Origin of the sequence: Streptomyces sp. NPDC050610 (assembly GCF_040654875.1) — a bacterium.
Classification (GTDB): Bacteria; Actinomycetota; Actinomycetes; order Streptomycetales; family Streptomycetaceae; genus Streptomyces.
Genome location: NZ_JBFAIV010000011.1, coordinates 112,058 through 128,865 on the forward strand (window position 1 = coordinate 112,058; position 16,808 = coordinate 128,865).

General features: G+C 74.0%; 14 protein-coding genes and 1 riboswitch. Of the genes, 4 read left to right on the plus strand and 10 right to left on the minus strand.

The features are described 5' to 3' along the window. Positions 1–188: 188 nt before the first annotated feature. Positions 189–1,970: a hypothetical protein gene (locus AB0I22_RS16275; RefSeq protein WP_363131517.1), complete on the plus strand. Its 1,782-nt coding sequence runs from the start codon at positions 189–191 to the stop codon at positions 1,968–1,970. Between the two features lie 139 nt (positions 1,971–2,109). Here the strand turns inward: AB0I22_RS16275 and AB0I22_RS16280 are convergent, their stop codons facing one another. The 3 genes from AB0I22_RS16280 to AB0I22_RS16290 form a co-directional block, all read right to left on the minus strand. Continuing rightward, entirely contained in the window at positions 2,110–4,545 is a 2,436-nt protein-coding gene (locus AB0I22_RS16280; RefSeq protein ID WP_363131426.1) for an NB-ARC domain-containing protein, read from the minus strand. A gap of 149 nt (positions 4,546–4,694) precedes the next feature. Beyond that, complete coding sequence (locus tag AB0I22_RS16285) at positions 4,695–5,459, minus strand: CbtA family protein (RefSeq protein ID WP_363131427.1); 765 nt, start codon at positions 5,457–5,459, stop codon at positions 4,695–4,697. Between the two features lie 176 nt (positions 5,460–5,635). Further along, the gene (locus AB0I22_RS16290) at positions 5,636–5,860 is read right to left on the minus strand and encodes a CbtB domain-containing protein (RefSeq protein WP_363131428.1); all 225 of its coding nucleotides are present in this window, start codon (positions 5,858–5,860) and stop codon (positions 5,636–5,638) included. A gap of 313 nt (positions 5,861–6,173) precedes the next feature. Here AB0I22_RS16290 and AB0I22_RS16295 point away from each other — a divergent pair, with 313 nt between their 5' ends. The 3 genes from AB0I22_RS16295 (at position 6,174) to AB0I22_RS16305 (ending at position 9,230) form a co-directional block, all read left to right on the plus strand. Beyond that, on the plus strand, positions 6,174–6,761 hold the full coding sequence (locus AB0I22_RS16295; protein WP_363131429.1) for a histidine phosphatase family protein: 588 nt from the start codon (positions 6,174–6,176) through the stop codon (positions 6,759–6,761). Between the two features lie 72 nt (positions 6,762–6,833). Beyond that, positions 6,834–7,014, plus strand: a riboswitch (cobalamin riboswitch). A 184-nt stretch (positions 7,015–7,198) separates the two neighbouring features. Next, entirely contained in the window at positions 7,199–8,368 is a 1,170-nt protein-coding gene (locus AB0I22_RS16300; protein WP_363131430.1) for an enoyl-CoA hydratase/isomerase family protein, read from the plus strand. 85 nt (positions 8,369–8,453) lie between these two features. Further along, entirely contained in the window at positions 8,454–9,230 is a 777-nt protein-coding gene (locus AB0I22_RS16305; RefSeq protein ID WP_363131431.1) for an enoyl-CoA hydratase, read from the plus strand. Positions 9,231–9,301: 71 nt separating this feature from the next. Here the strand turns inward: AB0I22_RS16305 and AB0I22_RS16310 are convergent, their stop codons facing one another. From AB0I22_RS16310 to pelF, 7 genes are all read right to left on the minus strand, one after another. After that, positions 9,302–10,057, minus strand: a complete 756-nt coding sequence (locus tag AB0I22_RS16310) for an endo alpha-1,4 polygalactosaminidase (RefSeq protein WP_363131518.1) — start codon at positions 10,055–10,057, stop codon at positions 9,302–9,304. Between the two features lie 47 nt (positions 10,058–10,104). Further along, complete coding sequence (locus AB0I22_RS16315; RefSeq protein WP_363131432.1) at positions 10,105–10,794, minus strand: spherulation-specific family 4 protein; 690 nt, start codon at positions 10,792–10,794, stop codon at positions 10,105–10,107. After that, on the minus strand, positions 10,791–11,705 hold the full coding sequence (locus AB0I22_RS16320) for an NAD(P)-dependent oxidoreductase (protein WP_363131433.1): 915 nt from the start codon (positions 11,703–11,705) through the stop codon (positions 10,791–10,793). The genes AB0I22_RS16315 and AB0I22_RS16320 overlap by 4 nt, the downstream gene beginning before the upstream one ends. Positions 11,706–11,714: 9 nt before the next feature. Continuing rightward, positions 11,715–12,428: a sugar phosphate nucleotidyltransferase gene (locus tag AB0I22_RS16325; RefSeq protein WP_363131519.1), complete on the minus strand. Its 714-nt coding sequence runs from the start codon at positions 12,426–12,428 to the stop codon at positions 11,715–11,717. Positions 12,429–12,480: 52 nt separating this feature from the next. Next, positions 12,481–13,488 (minus strand): SDR family NAD(P)-dependent oxidoreductase, encoded by a 1,008-nt coding sequence (locus AB0I22_RS16330; RefSeq protein WP_363131434.1) that lies wholly within the window; start codon positions 13,486–13,488, stop codon positions 12,481–12,483. 258 nt (positions 13,489–13,746) lie between these two features. Further along, positions 13,747–15,231, minus strand: coding sequence for a hypothetical protein (locus AB0I22_RS16335; RefSeq protein WP_363131435.1), 1,485 nt, complete (start codon positions 15,229–15,231; stop codon positions 13,747–13,749). A gap of 17 nt (positions 15,232–15,248) precedes the next feature. After that, the gene (gene pelF, locus AB0I22_RS16340; protein ID WP_363131436.1) at positions 15,249–16,751 is read right to left on the minus strand and encodes a GT4 family glycosyltransferase PelF; all 1,503 of its coding nucleotides are present in this window, start codon (positions 16,749–16,751) and stop codon (positions 15,249–15,251) included. Positions 16,752–16,808: the final 57 nt, after the last annotated feature.

A 16,808-nucleotide genomic window follows, 5' to 3' on the forward strand; every position in this document is an offset into this window, starting at 1 on the left:
CCGTGCGGCTGTGCCTACGCCGCCGGGACCGGCGCGAGCGGCGGGAGGTACCATCGCGCGGCGTTCTTGATTCAGTGACGGTTGCGTGCGGCGGGGGGGGGGAGTGGCGGGTGGCTGCTGAGGGGCTGCGACTGCGGGTGCCGGTCGGAAGCGACGCGGCGCGGTGGGTGACGCGGGGCCGGTGCCGGATGGTGCTCTTCGTCGTGCACAACGTGACCTCGGCGACCCGGCTGCTCGATGTGCTACCGCTGTTCCGCGACGACCTGCGGGTGCAGATGCTGGCCACGTGCACCGGGTCGTCGCCCTTCCTCGCCGGGGTCCCGGAGCTGCTGGCGGCGGCGGGGCTTCCGGTGCTGCCGTGGGAGCAGGCGAAGGCGACGCCGGTGGATCTCGCGGTGTCGGCGAGTTACGGCGGCGAACTGGAGCTTCTACAGGGGAAGTTGGCCGTTCTGTCGCACGGAGTCGGCTACAATAAGAGGCTCTCCACACCGGACACCGGACACCGGACACCGGACACCGGACACCGGCCGCCCCCGCGTCCGCCCGTCTTCGGGCTCTCCCCCGAGTGGTCGCTGCACAACGGCCGCCCTATCGCGTCCGCGACCGTCCTGTCCCACCCCGAACAGCTCGCGCGCCTGACCGAAGCCTGCCCCGAAGCCGCCCCGACCGCCGTGCTCGCGGGCGACCCCTGTTACGACCGGGTCCTCGACGCCCTCCCGCTCCGCGACCGCTTCCGCCGCGCGCTCGGCGTCGCCCCCGGTCAGCGGCTGATCCTGGTCAACTCGACCTGGGCGCCGCGGTCGCTCTTCGGTGACGGCGAAGAAGACCGCGCGGACAGGCAGGACCGTACGGGTGAAGAACACCGCACAGCCAGGGAAGACCACCCGGACGACGGCGGCGACCTGCTCCCCTCGCTGCTCCCCCGGCTGGCGGCCGAACTGCCCGCCGACGAGTACCGGACGGTCGCCGTCCTGCACCCCAACATCTGGTACGGCCACGGCCCCGGGCAAGTACGGGCCTGGCTGGACCGGGCGCGCCGCGCCGGGCTCACCCTCATATCTCCGCTGGACGGCTGGCGCCAGGCACTGATCGCGGCCGACTGCGTACTCGGCGACCACGGCTCGGTGACCTTCTACGCCGCCGCCCTCGGCACCCCCGTCCTGCTGGGCGCGTTCGCCGACGCCGATCTCGATCCGGACTCCCCCGTGGCCGCCCTGGGTCGCACCGCGCCAAGACTGCGCGGCCACGGCGATCTACGCGCCCAACTAGAAAACGCAATGACCCGTCATCACCCGGACTGCTACGCGGAGTTGGCGTCTCAGACCACATCCGACCCCGGCGAGTCGGCCACGCTGCTCCGCCGCGCCTTCTACCGCCTCATCGGCATCCCCGAGCCCGCCGGACCGGCCCTCCTCGACCGGCTGCCGCTCCCGCCGTACGAACCGGCCGAGCGCACCGCGCCCCTGCGCGTACTGACCCGGCTGCTCGGCGCCGGGCCGCCGGAGATCGCGGTCACCCGTTACGCCGACCCGGCCCACGAGCCCGTACACGCGGCCCCGGAGACGGAGACGGACGCCGCGCACACCGTCGTGCACGAGGACGCCCAGGACACCGACCGGCTGCGGCTCGCCGACGTCGTCGTGCGGTACGCGCCGCGGGACGACCCGCGCCTGGGTCCGCCGGCCGCCTGGACGGCGGAGGTCCTCGGCCGCCACCCGCACTGCGCGCTCGCCGTGTACGCGACCGGTCCGGGCCGCTGCACCGCACGCACCCGCGACGGCGACCTCGTTCACCTGACCGGCGCACCCGACCCCATGGGGCGTCCTGACCCGACCGACCCGGCCGCCTACGCCTCCGCCCTGCACGCCTGGCTGTCGGGCGGCAAGTCCCTGGACGAGGCGACGGCCGCGGGCATCGTCGTGGTCACGGGGAACGCGCGCCGCCGCGTCGCCGTCGAGCGCGCCGAGTAGCGGCGGCTCTCAGGCGCTGTGGCACGGGTCGGCGGCTACCGTGCGCCCCTGGAAGCGGCGGACGGCTGCGAGCATCCCCAAGCTCACGGCAAGGAAGCCCGCGCCACCGCTCCAGCCCCCAGATCTCAGGCCTCAGGCCTCAGGTCAACTCGCTGAGGCGCGCGTCCACCCGCGCCACAGCGGCCCCGTCACCCGACGCCTCGTACAAGCCGCGCGCCGCGCGCAGTTGGCGCGCCTCGTCCGCCGCATCCGCCAACGCCTTGGCGCACGCCGCGCGCAGTTCCGCCGCGTCGGCCTGCTGGAGTACGGCGCCCTCCGAATCCAGCACCGCCAGCGCCTCGTCCAGCGGTGTACGGGCGGCGGCCGGTTCGCCCGCGGCGAGGAGCGTCTCGCCGAGGCTCATCCGTACGCGCGCCTCGTTGTAGGGGTCGCGCTCGCGCAGGTCGTGGAACTGGCTCAGCGCGTAGCGGAGTTGGCGTACAGCGTCGGCGTGCCGGCCCTGGCCGCGCAGGGCGCGGCCGATGTGGTGCTCCAGCAGCGCGAGGGCGCGCGGTACGTCCCGTTCGCCGTCCTCGCCCGGCGCGATGCCCCGCAGGATTCCCTTGGCCTGCCGGAAGTCCTCCTCCGCCTCCTCGTACCGCCACTGCCGCAGGCGCACCAGGCCGAGCGACTCCACGGCGGTGGCCTGTCCGCGGCGGTGGCCCGCCCGCTCGTCCGCCGCTGCCGCTGCCGCCAACTCCACTGCCGCATCGGCCAACTGGCCGCGCCCCAGGTAGGCGAACGCGAGCTGGGCACGCATTCGCCCCTCCGCCCGGCGGTCGCCGAACTCCTCGGCGCAGCGGGCCGCGGCCCGTACGCCCCTGCGGTGGGTCGCCACCCACTGCTCGTGGAGGCCCAGCCTCAGGTGCAGCGACCACGTCGCCTCGCACAACTGCCAGACCAGTTCGTCGAATCCGTACTCCTCGGCGGCGCGCACGGCCTCGGCGAGGTTCTCGTGCTCGCGCCGGAGCGCGGCCAGGGCCGTACGGGCGGACTCGAAAGCATGGCCGCCGCCGGAGCCCGACTGGGCGTAGGCGGGGCCGAGATGCCAGCGGCCGGGGATGACCTGGGCGTCGGCGGCCGCGGCGAAGCGCAGGTACCACAGGGCCATGCGCCGGACGGCGTCCGCCGTTCCCCTGCGGCCGTCCTCCTCGTGGGCGCGCCGCTCGGCGTGCCGCCGTACGACGTCGTGGAAGCGGTAGCGCTCCTCGCCGACCTCCTCCAGCAGGTGCACTTCGGCGAGGGCTTCAAGGAGGCGGCGCGCCTCCGCCTCGCCGATGCCGGCCGCCGCCGCGGCGGCTCCGACGGGGATGCCGGGCCAGGGGCACAGGCCGAGCAGTCGGTAGAGGCGGGCGGCCGGGGCGGCGAGGTCGCGGTAGGAGAGGTCGGTGGCACGGTGGGCCGGGTCGTCGTCGGCCGGGTCGTTCATATCCGTCGGTTCTCCAGGCAGGCGGTCGTCGCGGCGGGCGAACTCCCTCTCCAGAGCTTCCCAGTTGAGGTGTTCCCGTACGGCCACGCGGGCTCCCGTCTCGCAGAGCGCGAGCGGCAGGCCGCCGCACCGGGCCGCGACCGCCTCGGCGTGCGGGCGGTGCGGGGCGACGCGCTCGGCGCCGACGATGCGGGTGAGCAGGCGGACGGAGTCCGCGGCGGTCAGCGGGTCGAGGCGGATGACGCGGGCGCCGTAGTCGCGTACGAGCTCGGGCAGCCGGTGGCGGCTGGTGACGATGACGAGCGAGCCGGGGGCCGCGGTGAGCAGGGGCATGAGCTGCGCGGCCGAGTGGGCGTTGTCGAGCACGACGACCATGCGGCGGCCGGCCGTGCAGTCGCGGTAGAGATCGGCCTGGCCCTGTTCGTCGGCCGGCATCCGGTCGGGTGTCACGCCGAGGCCGGTCAGGAACCGTACGAGCGCGGTGGACGGGGCGACGGCGGTCCGTGCCGAGTCCCCCTTGAGGTCGGTGTGGAGTTGTCCGTCGGGGAAGCGCTCCTCCAGCGCGCGGGCGCAGTGGATCGCCGTCGCGCTCTTGCCGATGCCGCCCGGTCCGACCAGGGCGACGATCCGGGGGCCGACACTCCCGGAGGCGGCCGAGCCGTCGCCATCCCCGTCGCCGTCATCGCCGTCATCGCCGCCACTGTCAAGCAGGGCGGTGATGTCGGCGAGGACCTGGTCGCGGTCGGTGAACACGGCGGTGCCGGGCGGGAGCAGCCGCGGTCGCGCCACGGATGTCAGGGCGGCGGGTTCCAGCCAGCGCGCCGCGCGCAGCCACGCCGCGAGGTCGTCGGCGAACCCCGGTTCGCGGCGGGCCTCTTCTATGAGCAGGGCGGCCAGCCGACGGCGTTCGGCGTCGTCGGCGGGGGCCGCGAGGGGCCCGGTGGAGTCGTCGGGCGAGCCGTCCTCGCCCCGGTGCCACAGCCGTCGTACGAGCCCGGCCAGCCCTTCGGAGGTGCGTCTTCCCAGCTCTCCGGCGGCCCCCGACATGGCCCCCTGCCCCACCGTGTTGAGCGCCGACAGCACCGCCGTCATTGTGAACGGGTCCACGGTTTCCTCCCCAGTACGCCGCTCCGGTCACGTTATCGGGAAGATCGCGGGCGCGGGAGTGCCGACCGTACGGGCACGGGTGCGGAAAGTACCGCGCGTGCGGGCCGCGGGCCCGGCTCCGCACGGGGCGGGGCCGGGCCCGTGGCTGGTCAGCGGGCCGGGGCGGCCGACCTGGCGGCGGGGTCGGTCTGCGCTCCGGGCACGGCCTTGGGGATCAGGAGCCGTTCGGCGAGGTGGCCGAAGAGCAGGCCGAAGCCGGTCCACAGGACGAGTTGGATGGTCAGCGCCGTGAGCCGGAACTGCCAGAGCAGCGTGGCCGGGAAGTCCTTGGGGACCTCGTTGATCGCGGGCAGGAGGGCGTAGGCGACGCCGATGACGACGGCGAAGGCGGCCCCGGCGGTGACGGTCGCGTACCAGTTGCCCAGCCGGGGGGCGAGCCGCCGGCCCAGGATGAGCGCGCCGACGGCGAGCAGCACGCTGAGCGCGATCATCAGGAAGTAGAGCGTGGTGCGTTTGCCGATGGTGTCGGGGTCGCCGACGGACGGCGGGTTGGCCGGGTACTTCAGGAACGGCACCACGTAAACGGTCAGCAGCGCGGCCAGGGAGATCAGGACGGCGGTCGCCCGCGGGCCGAGCCTGCCGACGCGGCCCAGCGCGACGCAGAAGGCGAGGGCCGCGATGCCGCCGAGCGCGACGCCGAAGATCAGGACGCCGGTGGCGAGTCCGGCCGTGGACTGGAGGGTGCGGCTGACCAGTTCGACGCCGTGTTCATGGCTGTGCCCGTCCTCGTACGCGATGGCGGAGTCGACCTTGGACTCGCCTAGCAGGTAGGCGACGAGGAGGGCGGGTACGCCGGCGGCGAGGCCGGCGAGCATGCCGCGTACGAGCAGGGCTCGTACGGATATGGAGTTCACGAGTGCGTTCCCCTTGTTCTGAAGATTCTGTGCGCGGTGAGCGGACTCGCTGTCCGTGCGCGGTGACTGGGCTCGACGGCCGGCCTCGGAAGCCGGTCTCGGTGACCGGCCTCGACGGCCGGCCCCAGTGACTGGCCCCGGTGACGGACCTCGATGACCGGCCTCAGCGAATGGCCTCAGTGGCAGGGGAAGCCGAGGAGGTGACGGCCGTCGTGCACCCACTCGTGCACGTCGGCGCCGGAGATGAGCGAGGTGGCGCCCTGCTCGGCGCCGACGAAGTAGAGGAGCACCAGCATCAGGATGCCGAAGAAGACGGCCCATGGCACGATCGTCTTCAGGGAGATGGGGGTGATCGCCGGTGCGGCGGGGGCCTTCGGGGCAGGGGCGGCGGGGTGTGCCATGGCAGAACCTCCTGGGGAACACGCGTCCCGGTCGTTGGTGCCGTGGACGACGGTGCGGGGTCTGACTTCCCTGCCGCCGCCCGGAACTGGGGCCGCGGCCTGGTACACAGTGGCGCGACCGTGCCGGGTTCTCACCGGACTTCCGTCACACCGTCGTCATGTCCACGCGACCGTACCGCGCCGTGACCTGCGACGCCACGGTGTGTGGCGGCCCGGATGCCGTAGGCTCCGGCGTCGTCGACCGCGACGGCCGTGACCTGCCGAGGGCCGGAACCGGGCGGTCCGGCGCACACCCGGAGGAATGGGGGCAGGGATGACGGTGCGGGTGATGCTGGTGTCGCCGGCGGTGAACGCGGATCTGCGGCAGGCGCGGTTCGGCGACGATTCGCCCCTGGACGGCGCCGGGTCGCTGCAGGCGCGGGCCGCGGCGGGCGGACTGCCGCGCTCGGACCGCCTGATGCGCGCGGGCACCAGGCGGTGCCGCGAGACGGCCGGGGCCCTGGGGCTGGGGGCGGCGGAGGCGGTCCCGGCGCTCGGCGACCTCGACGCGGGCCGCTGGCGGGGCCGGTCGCTGGCGGAGGTGGCCGAGGCCGAGCCCGGCGCGGTGGCCGAGTGGCTGGCGAACCCCGAAGCCGCGCCGCACGGCGGCGAGTCGGTGGCCGGGCTGATCGGGCGGGTCGGGGACTGGCTGGCGGGCTGCACGGACGGCCGGGTGCTCGCCGTCGCGGAGCCCGCGGCCGTACGCGCGGCGGTCGTGCACGCGCTGGGCCTGCCCCCGCAGGTGTTCTGGCGGCTCGATGTGCCGCCGCTGACGCTGACGGAGCTGACCGGCGGCGCGGGGCGGTGGAACCTGCGCTGCGGGCGGCCGCTCGCGTCCGGGCTCCCGGAACCCCGGACGTAGGCCCCGAACGTAGACCTTGGACATAGACCGCAGACGCAGGCCCCGGACGTAAACCCTGGACTTAGTAGGACGTCCAACTATATGTTCGTGGGCAAGCCCGCGGTGCGGGGAAGCCGGTGCGAGGCCGGCGCGGTCCCGCCACTGTGACCGGGGAGTGCGTCTTCGCGACAGCAAGCCACCGGCGAGAGCCGGGAAGGCGGAGGGCGCACGCCGATCCGGAAGTCAGACACCGGCCGAGGGTGTTCCGTGTTGTCCACGAGGATGGAGCGAACACGCATGGCGCCGGTCTGTGCTCGCGCACCGGGTGATCCTGCGGCAGTCTCGGCGGTGCCACCGCCCTGACGCCCCGCGCCTTCGGCTCCGCTCCTGGTCCGCGCGTCGTGCGTGCGACGGCATGCCCCAACCCCGGCCCCTTGAACGAGAACAGGTTCTGCCACATGGCCCCCTCCCCCCGTGACGACGCGCCCACCGACACCGCCCCCGCCGACGCCCCCGCCGACGCCCCCGACAACACAGTCCTCTTCCGCAAGGACGGCCGGGCGGGCCGAATCGTCCTCAACCGCCCCCGGGCGCTGAACGCCCTCACCCACTCCATGGTCCGGCGCATCGACGCCGCGCTTCGCGCGTGGGAACACGACGACGACGTGGCCACCGTGGTCATCACCGGGGCCGGCGAGCGCAGCCTGTGCGCGGGCGGCGACATCCGCTCGATCCACGCGGACGCCACCGTCTCGGGCGGCGCCTCCACCGGCTTCTGGCGCGACGAGTACGTGCTCAACGCCCGTATCGCCGACTACCCCAAGCCCTACGTGGCGGTCATGGACGGCATCGTCATGGGCGGCGGGGTCGGCGTCTCCGCGCACGGCGGCCTCCGGATCGTCACGGAGCGGTCGAAGATCGCCATGCCGGAGACCGCCATCGGCTTCGTACCCGATGTGGGCGGCACCCACCTCCTCGCCCAGGCGCCCGGCGAGCTGGGCACCCATCTCGCCCTGACCTCCTCCGCGATGGGCGCGGGCGACGCGCTGCTGTGCGGATTCGCCGACCACTTCGTGCCGTCCGACCGGCTGGAGGCGCTCGTGGAGGCGCTGGCCACCGTGGACGCCGGCACGGCCGTACGCGCCGAGGCCCGCCCCGCGCCGCCGGGTGTGTTCGAGGAGTGGCGGGAGTGGATCGACCCCTGCTACGCCGCCGGAACGGTCGAGGAGATCGTCGGGCGGCTCTCGGCCACCGGGATCGCGGCCGCCAAGGAGGCCGCCGAACAGATCATGGGGAAGTCTCCGACCGCCCTGAAGGTGACCCTGCGCGCGCTGCGCCGCGCCCGCGCCCTGGGCGCGCTGCACCCGGTGCTCGACCAGGAGTTCCGCGTCTCGTGCGCGGCGCTCGCCCGTCCGGACCTCGTCGAGGGCATCCGCGCCCAAGTGATCGACAAGGACCGGCGGCCGCGCTGGTCGCCGGCGACGCTGGAGGCGGTCACCGAGGAGGACGTGGCCCGGTTCTTCACGCCGCTGGGCGACGACGAACTCGGGCTCGGCCCGGCGACGGCGCAAGGCAACCATCAGACAGCACAAGGGGCCCGTCCGACGGCGGAAGGGAGCCGTCAGTGAGCAGTGCGACCGCCGCACGGCTGAGCAGCGACCGGGCCGAAGGCGCCGGCACAACAGACAGCACCGTCGAAGGGACACACAGCCGATGAGCGACTACGAGACCATCCTGCTCGACCGCGAGGGCCGCGTCGGCGTCATCACCCTCAACCGGCCCAAGGCGCTGAACGCCCTCAACCTCCAGCTCATGGGCGAGGTCATCGACGCCGCGACCGCCCTCGACCGCGACCCGGACATCGGGTGCGTCGTCATCACGGGGTCGCGGAAGGCGTTCGCGGCCGGCGCCGACATCAAGGAGATGCGGCCCAACGACTACATGGACGTCTATCTCAGCGACTGGTTCGCCGCCTGGGACCGGCTGGGCCAGCTCCGCAAGCCCACGGTCGCGGCGGTGTCGGGGTACGCGCTGGGCGGCGGGTGCGAACTGGCGATGCTCTGCGACATCCTGCTGGCCGCCGACACCGCCCAGTTCGGCCAGCCGGAGATCAAGCTGGGCGTCATCCCCGGCATCGGCGGCTCGCAGCGGCTGACCCGCGCCGTCGGCAAGGCCAAGGCGATGGACCTGTGTCTGACCGGCCGGACGATGGACGCGGCCGAGGCCGAACGGGCGGGCCTGGTCTCGCGGATCGTTCCCTCCGACGAGCTGCTCACCGAGGCGCTCGCCACGGCGGCCACGGTCGCCGAGATGTCCGCGCCCGTCACCATGATGGTCAAGGAGAGCGTGAACCGGGCCTTCGAGACCACGCTCGCCGAGGGCGTGCGGTTCGAACGCCGCCTGTTCCACGCGACGTTCGCCACCGCCGACCAGAAGGAGGGGATGGCCGCGTTCATGGAGAAGCGGCCGCCGTCCTTCACCCACCGCTGAGAAACGCCGGGAATCGCTGAGAATCACCGGGAATCGCCGAGAGCGGGCGGGGCTGGCAACCGGCTCCGCCCTCAGCAGGGGCGCCGCCAGGCGTCCAGCTTCAGGCGCTTCTGCATGGAGCTGAGCCCGAGCCGCTTGGCCTCGGCGCAGAACTCGCCGGGCTCCAGCTTGTACTCGACGTGGAAGACGGCTTTGCCGTGCTCGATGAACGGCCGCAGTTCGCCGCACTCGCCGAACTGCGCGCACTCCTCGTTCACGGCGAAGTCGAAGTCGTCGACCAGCTGCGGGATCTGGTCGAGGTCGTTCTTGAGCCCGACGGCGAGGCCGCGTTCGTGGGCCAGCCCCGCGATCATGCGGTTGTAGGTGAGCTGCTGCGCGGCGGTGACGGTGAACCCGGTGCGGTTGCGGTACGCCTCGGTGAGATCGGGTTCCACCGCGTCGAACCCCTTCTTCCGGCACATGTCCATACGGGCGGCCATGACCGGGCGGAGCCGGTCGGGGCGGCGGATGTCCAGCCACCGCTCGCCGCCCCAGCCGTTGTTCGCGCCCAGCAGCTTCTCGGAGAACTCGCCGTGGTCGGGCCGGAAGCTCTCCCAGGCGCCGACGTTGAGGTAGCAGATCACCTTGGCGCCCCGGGCGTGCAGGGCGGCGACGGTCCGCGCGCTGTTCTCGAACCCGTCGATGTCGTAGACGGGGACGCGCACGCCGGTGTCGACGCGCCCGTCGAGCTGCCACTGCCACGCGGTGCCGGGCTTGGGCTGCCAGCGGCTCTCGGCGGGCTCGTCCTTGTGCGGTTCGGGCAGGCCGGTCCGGGTGCAGCCCGCCATGAGCAGCGCGAGCAGGACGAACAGCGCCGTGCGGGCGCGTCCTACGGTCACCAGTGTTCCTTTCGGGTCGCGGCCGCCGGCGGCGCGGTCTGCCAGGGGTTGGCCCCGGCCCCGGGAACCGCGTAGTGCACCGCGGCGCCGCGTAGTTCGGCGGTCCGGGCCACGTCGTCGGCGCGGCCGTGCGGTACCGCGTAGACGAGGTGGCAGAAGCGCCGCGGCGGGTGGCCGTGCGCCCAGGCGGGCACCTCGGCGTGCTGGTACGTCGCCCAGTCGCCCTCGAAGGTGACGAGCAGGTCGGCGATCTCGGCGTATCCCGGGTCGGGGTAGGTGCCGGGGTTGAGGACGGTGCGGTGCGCGCCCAGCACCCGGGCGGCGACGGTCAGGCGGCGGTAGCGGGGCACCAGGGCGGCCTGCGCCGCGACCTGGTCGAGGAAGACCCCGTCGACGCCGTACCACTTGCGGTGGCGGCGGATGTCGGCGACGACGGCGCGCAGCGGACGGCGGCCGTATCCGGTGTCGACGTAGCCGAGGACCGGTACGCCCGCGCGGCGCAGCCGGGCGGCGGCGACGGCGAAGGCGGGGTCGGGCCGGGCGCCGGGGCCGTCGGCGGCGTTGAGGATCACCCCGTCGAGCCGGGTCGCGGCCCGGACCAGCGCCGTCCACGTCTGGGGGGCGACGGCCGGGTGGACGTACAGCGGTACGAGCAGCCGCCCCGTATCGCCTGCGGGCCCCGTCATCGCGCCGGCTCCGCGCTGTGGTCGTGCGCCGCCCAGAGGTCGGCGAGGGAGTCGTCGAGGGTGTGCCGGGGCGTCCAGCCGAGGGCCGTTCGGGCGGTGGAGATGTCGGCCTGCTGCCAGGGCACCGCGGCCGAGCGCCGTGATCCCTGGCCGCCCTCGTCGATGCCGCCGCGGTGGCCGGCGGCGCGGGCGAGTCCCTCGGCGAGGGCGCGGGCGGGCCGGGCGGTGCCGCTGCCGACGTTGATGACGCGCGGCAGGGGTCCGGTCGCGGTGACGGCGAGGGCCACGGCGCGGGCCACGTCGCGGGCGTCGACGAAGTCGCGGCAGGCGGAGAGGTCGCCGACGGCGACGGGGCCGTCGGGCCCGGCGCGGCGCAGCTCGGCGGCGAGCCGGCCGGGCAGGGTGGAGCCGGGCGCGTACGGGCCGACGGGGTTGAAGACCCGCAGCACGACGGCGTCCAGGGGGGATTCGGCGACGGCGAGGGTGCCGGCGAGCTTGGTGGCGCCGTAGAGGCCGAGCGGGCGGGCCGGGTCGCTCTCGGCCGAGGGGCGCGGCCCGTCGGGGGCGCCGTACTCGGCGGCGGAGCCGAGGTGGATCAGGCGGGCCTCGGGGGCGGCCGTCTGGAGCGCCTCGCAGAGGAAGGCGGGGCCGCGGGCGTTGGTGCCGGTGAGGTGGACGGGGCTGCCGCCCGTCGCGCCCGCGCAGTTGACGACGGTGTCGGGCGCGAGGGTGCGCAGGGCGTCGGCGAAGCCGGGCCCGTCGGCGGCGGCGAGGTCGACGGTGAGCCCGTTTCCGGGGGTACGGGCGGGGGTGCGGCCCCCGCCCGTGACCCGCGCGCCCGGCAGGGCGCGGAGTTCCCGGATGGTGTGTCCGCCCAGAAAGCCGCCGGCGCCCAGGACGAGGATGCGCATGGCGGCTGGTCACACTCCCTTGATCAGCATGGAGCGGCGGCCGGCGAATTCGGCGTTGGCCCGGTCGTAGTCGTCGGGCCGTCCGATGTCGAGCCAGTAGCCCTCGAACGCGTACGCGTGGGGCGGGGTCCCGGCGGCCAGCAGGTCGAGGACCAACTCGTCGAAGCCGAGCGGCAGTCCGGGGGTGTAGCCGGCGAGGGCGTCGCGGGAGATGCCGTAGACGCCCATGGAGACGCGGTAGTCCATGCTGGGCTTCTCGGTGAAGGCGACGACCCGTTCCGACTCGGTGGTCAGCACGCCGAAGTCGATGTCGACCTTGCGGGCGTAGGTGGCGATGGTCAGGGGCGCGCCGCAGTCGCGGTGGCCGCGGAGCACGTCGCCGAAGTCGAGGTCGGTGAGGATGTCGCCGTTGAGGGCGAGGAAGTGCTCGGGGAGCCGGTCGAGCATGGTGAGCAGCGGTCCCATGGTGCCGAGCGGGCTGTCCTCGGTGGTGTAGCCGACGCGCAGGCCCCATTGGGCGCCGGTGCCGACGTAGGCGCGGATGATGTGGCCGAGGTGTCCGATGGCGAGGGTACAGCTGGTGAACCCGGCGGCGGCGAGCTGGCGCATCACGATCTCCAGGATCGCGTGCTGGTCGCCGATGGGGACGAGCGGCTTGGGCAGCGCGGTGGTGTAGGGGCGCAGGCGGACGCCCTTTCCGCCGGCGAGGATGACTGCGTGCATGGGGTCCTTCTCATGGGCAACTGACATGGCACTGACTCCTTTTGACATCTCGTCAGACGTTGTAGATGTCGGTCTTGTACCTGGCCAGGTTCGCCGGGTCGCGGAAGAACTCGATGGTGCGGGCGAGGCCCTCTTCGAGGTGGTGGGCGGGGGCCCAGCCGGTGGCGGCGCGCAATCGCGAGGCGTCGCAGAGCAGCCGCATCACCTCGGAGGCGACCGGCCGCACGCGGCGGGTGTCCTCGCGGACCTCCAGTTCGGCGTCCATGAGCTTGCCGATGAGCGTCACGAGATCGCCGATGGAGATCTCCCGGCCGGTCCCCGCGTTGAAGGTCCGCCCGACGACCTGCTCGGCGGGCGCGGTGCCGACGGCCAGGAACGCGGCCACGGTGTCCTTGACGTAGCTGAAGTCGCGGGTGGGGCGGAGGTCGCCGAGGTCGAGCGAGCGCTCCCCCGCGGCGACGCGGGCGATGACGGTGGGGATCACGGCGCGCATGGACTGGCGGGGGCCGTAGGTGTTGAAGGGCCGCAGGGTGACGACGGGCGTCTCGAAGCTGGCGTGGTAGCTGTCGGCGAGCCGGTCGCCGCCGGCCTTGGAAGCGGCGTACGGGGACTGGGTGTTGATCGGGTGGTCCTCGGTGATCGGCACGGTCAGCGCGGTGCCGTACGTCTCGCTGGTGGAGGTGTGGACGAGCCGCTGGGCGCCCGAGTGGCGTACGGCTTCGAGGATGTTGAGGGTGCCGGTGACGTTGGTCTCCACATAGCTGTGCGGCGCCTGGTAGGAGTACGGGATCGCGATGAGGGCGGCCAGGTGGTAGACCGTGTCGGCGCCGGTGACCAGGCCGGTCACGGAGCCGGGGTCGCGGACGTCGCCGAGCACGACCTCGGTCTCGGCCAGCACCTCTTTCGGCAGCGTCTCCAGCCAGCCGAACGAGGAGAAGGAGTTGTACTGCACCATGGCGCGCACCCGCCGGCCGGCGGCGACGAGCGCCTCGACCAGGTGGGAGCCGATGAAGCCCTCCGCGCCGGTGACGGCGACGGGGGCCTGGGGGGTTGCGTGCATGCGGGTACTCCTCTAGTGCGACATGCCGCTTTTTGCGGCATGTTTCCTCTGTGGCGTGTCCGTGCTGTGCCGTGCGCCGGGCGATGTGCCGGTGGTGTGCCGTGGGGCGGGTGCGTGGTGCGGGTGGTGCGGGCCGTTCAGCGGTCGTACGGGCCGAGCTGGAGTCGTACGGTCCGTTCAGCGGTCGTACGGGCGGCGGTGCGGGCTTGTGCTGCGGTCGTACGGGCCGGGCTCCGGTGGTGCGGGCCCGCGTGCCGTTCAGCGGTGGGTCGTGATCCGGCCGAGCTGCGCGGTGGCGACGGCGAACAGGGCGACCGCCGCCCCGCCGCACAGGGCGAGTTGGGCGGTGGTCGGCCCGGCCGACCGCAGGGCGAACACGACCGCCTCCCCGGCGGCCGCGCCGATGCACAGCAGGGCGGGGGCCCAGGCGGTGCCGAGCGCCTGGAGCAGCAGCCCCGTCCAGAGCACCGCGCCCAGCAGGAGCAGGGCGAGGTCGCGCGGCACGGTCAGCGGTGGGCTGCCGGGCCACAGCGCCGTCGTCGCGAGGGCCAGTACGGCCAGCGCCCCCAGGTAGGTGCTCAGGCACACGGCCAGCACGCGCATCGCGCGCAGCAGCAGCCCGCCCATGCTCGTACTGTGCGCGAGGGCGCGCAGGGACAGTCCGCGGCAGCGGTAGAGCAGCCATTCGGCGGCCCCCATGCTGAGGGTGAGCGCGATGACCACGGGCCCGGAGGCGGGCGCTCCGTTGCCGTACCAGAGCCGGTCGCCGAGCGCCGCGAAGGTCGTCAGGACCCCGCAGGCCAGGCCGAACAGCCCGTACGGCACCGACGCGGCCAGCGACGCGGCGGCCGGGGCGGACGGCGGGGCGTCGCGGGTGGCGCGCAGGGTCGCGCGGGCCGCGGCGCCGAGCGCGCCGCCCACGGTGGCGAGCAGCAGGGCCGTGCGCACCGCCCCCGGCAGGTCGGCCGCGAGGATCAGCGCGCCCCCGGCGGCCGTGGGCAGCAGGCAGAGCAGCAACTGCCGTTCGCCGCCGAGGACCAGCAGGACGGTGGCCGACCCCAGGTAGAGCGACTGGCCCGCGGAGAAGGCCGTCACCCCGCCGGGCGCGAGGAACGCGAGCGCGGAGGCGAAGGCGAACAGCGCGCCGAGCGGCGCGCCCAGCCGCAGGGTCCGGCCGCAAGCCCCCCGGCCACCGGAGGCCAGCCGGCCGTACGCGCGGTGGGCGAGCCCCTGGTTCCAGGCCCAGGCGACGAGCGCGGAGGCGACGAGCGCGGCCATGCTCGCCGTCTGCTGTCCGGGGGGCGCCACGAGGAAGGGTTCGGCCAGTCCGTAGCCGAGCCCGGGGAGGGTGAAGACGACCGCGCGCAGCAGGGACTGCCAGGGCGCGGCCTTCCACGGGTCGGGCCGGGGGCCTGGTTCGGGGTAGGCGCGGGGCACCTTGGCGAACAGGTCCTCGGCGAGTTCGAAGGCGTCGCGCCGGCCGTAGCGCTCGGCGGCCTGTTCGGCCGTCATGCCGTCGGCTTCGAGTACGGCGGCGATCTCGTCGGGGTGCACGGCGGCGGCGCATACTTCCGCGAGCGCCTCGGCGAGTTCGTCGAGCGGGTCCGCGGCCCAGCCGGGCCGGCGGCGCGCCTGGGTCGGGCCTTCCGCGGCGGCGCGCAGCCGGCGGGTGGTCGCGGGGCCGCCGTCGGGCGGCGGCCCCCAGTGCAGCCGGGGTACGGGTTCCGGGTCGTCGGGAGGCACGAGTCTGAGTAAGCCGCTCATCCGGCACCGCCCGCTGCCATGGCCATGGCGGGGGCCTCCTCCGCCGCGAACGGGACCGGGATGCCGGCGAGTTCGTGGTAGATGTCGCGGAAGGCGGTGATCGTCTGGCGGAGCGTGAACTGCTCGATCACCCGCAGCCGGGCCGCCTGTCCCATCTTGGTGCGCTCCTCCTGGTCGCCCAGCAGCCGCAGCGCGGCACGGGCCATCCGCTCCGGGTCCCGCGGCGGCACGACGAGTCCGCTGTCGCCGACGGCCTCGCGCACTCCCCCGACGTCCGTCGAGACGGTGGCGCGCCCGCAGGACATGGCTTCGATGAGGGTGAAGGGGAAGCCCTCGCTGATGCTGGAGAGCATGACGACGTTCCCGGCGGCGTAGGCGTCCCGGATGTCCTCGACCCGTCCCTCGAAGGTGACCGCGTCGGCCGCGCCGAGTTCCGCGGCGAGCGCTTCGCAGCCCTTGCGGTAGCCCTCCGCGCCGCGCGGGGTGCCGCCGAAGATGCGCAGCCGGGCGGCCGGCATCTCGGACCGTACGATCGCGAAGGCGCGGATGAGGGTCTCCAGGTCCTTGATCGGGTCGACGCGGCCGGCCCAGCTGAGCGTCGGTTGCTCGGGTTCGGGTCCGGCGAAGGGGAAGGCGGCGGGGTCCACGCCGTTGTAGACGGTGCGGATGCGGTCGGGCTGGGTGCCGCCGTGCTCCTCCCAGCGCCGGTTGTAGCGGTTGCCGGGCGTGACGAGGGCGGCGCACCGGTAGCTCTCCTGGGCGAGCAGCCGGAAGAAGCCGAGCATCAGCGCCCGTACGGGCCAGCGGTAGGGCTCCTTGCGGAAGCCCAGATAGCGTTCGCGCAGGTAGATGCCGTGCTCGGTGAGGAGGAACGGCGTGTTGTGCCGGTGGTGGGCGAGCAGTCCCGGCAGTGCGGCGAGCCCGCCGCTGACCGCGTGCGCGACCCCGCCCGGCTCGGTGCGTGCGGCGAGCGGGCGCAGTGCGTGTTCGAGCAGGTCGGTCGCGGTCAGCGCGTCGTGCAGGGTGGGCCGGGAGGCGGCGGTGGGCAGCCGGGGGTCGGTCCACACCCGGGCGAGGGTGCGGGTGGCGGCCTCCGAGCGCAGCGCCGCGGAGAGCGTGCCGCGCTCGGCGTAGTCGGCCAGCCGGTAGAGCTCGTCGGCGAAGTAGTACTCCTGGTCGGGGTCGAGGAGTGCGCACAGGAACTTCTCGTAGCCTTCCAGGAATTGGCGCATGGCGCGGCGGCGCGGGGCGGCGCCGTCCGGCGCCGCTCCCCACAGCGGCAGGCATTCACATCCCTTGACATTGCCCGGGAGCGGCCAGGCGAGTTTCTCCTGGCCGGTCCCGGTCACCGCGATGATCTTGAAGTCGGCGTCCGGCATGCCCTGGACGAGCTGGTCGCACCAGACGCTTACGCCGCCGTGGCTGTGCGGATAGGTGCCCTCGGTGAGCAACGTCACCGAGACGGTGCCGAACCCCGGTCCGGCTGGCGGTTCGTGCATGGAAGTCGCTTCTCCCCGATCGGTACTTCCCTGGAGACGGTGCGGAACGGCGGTCCT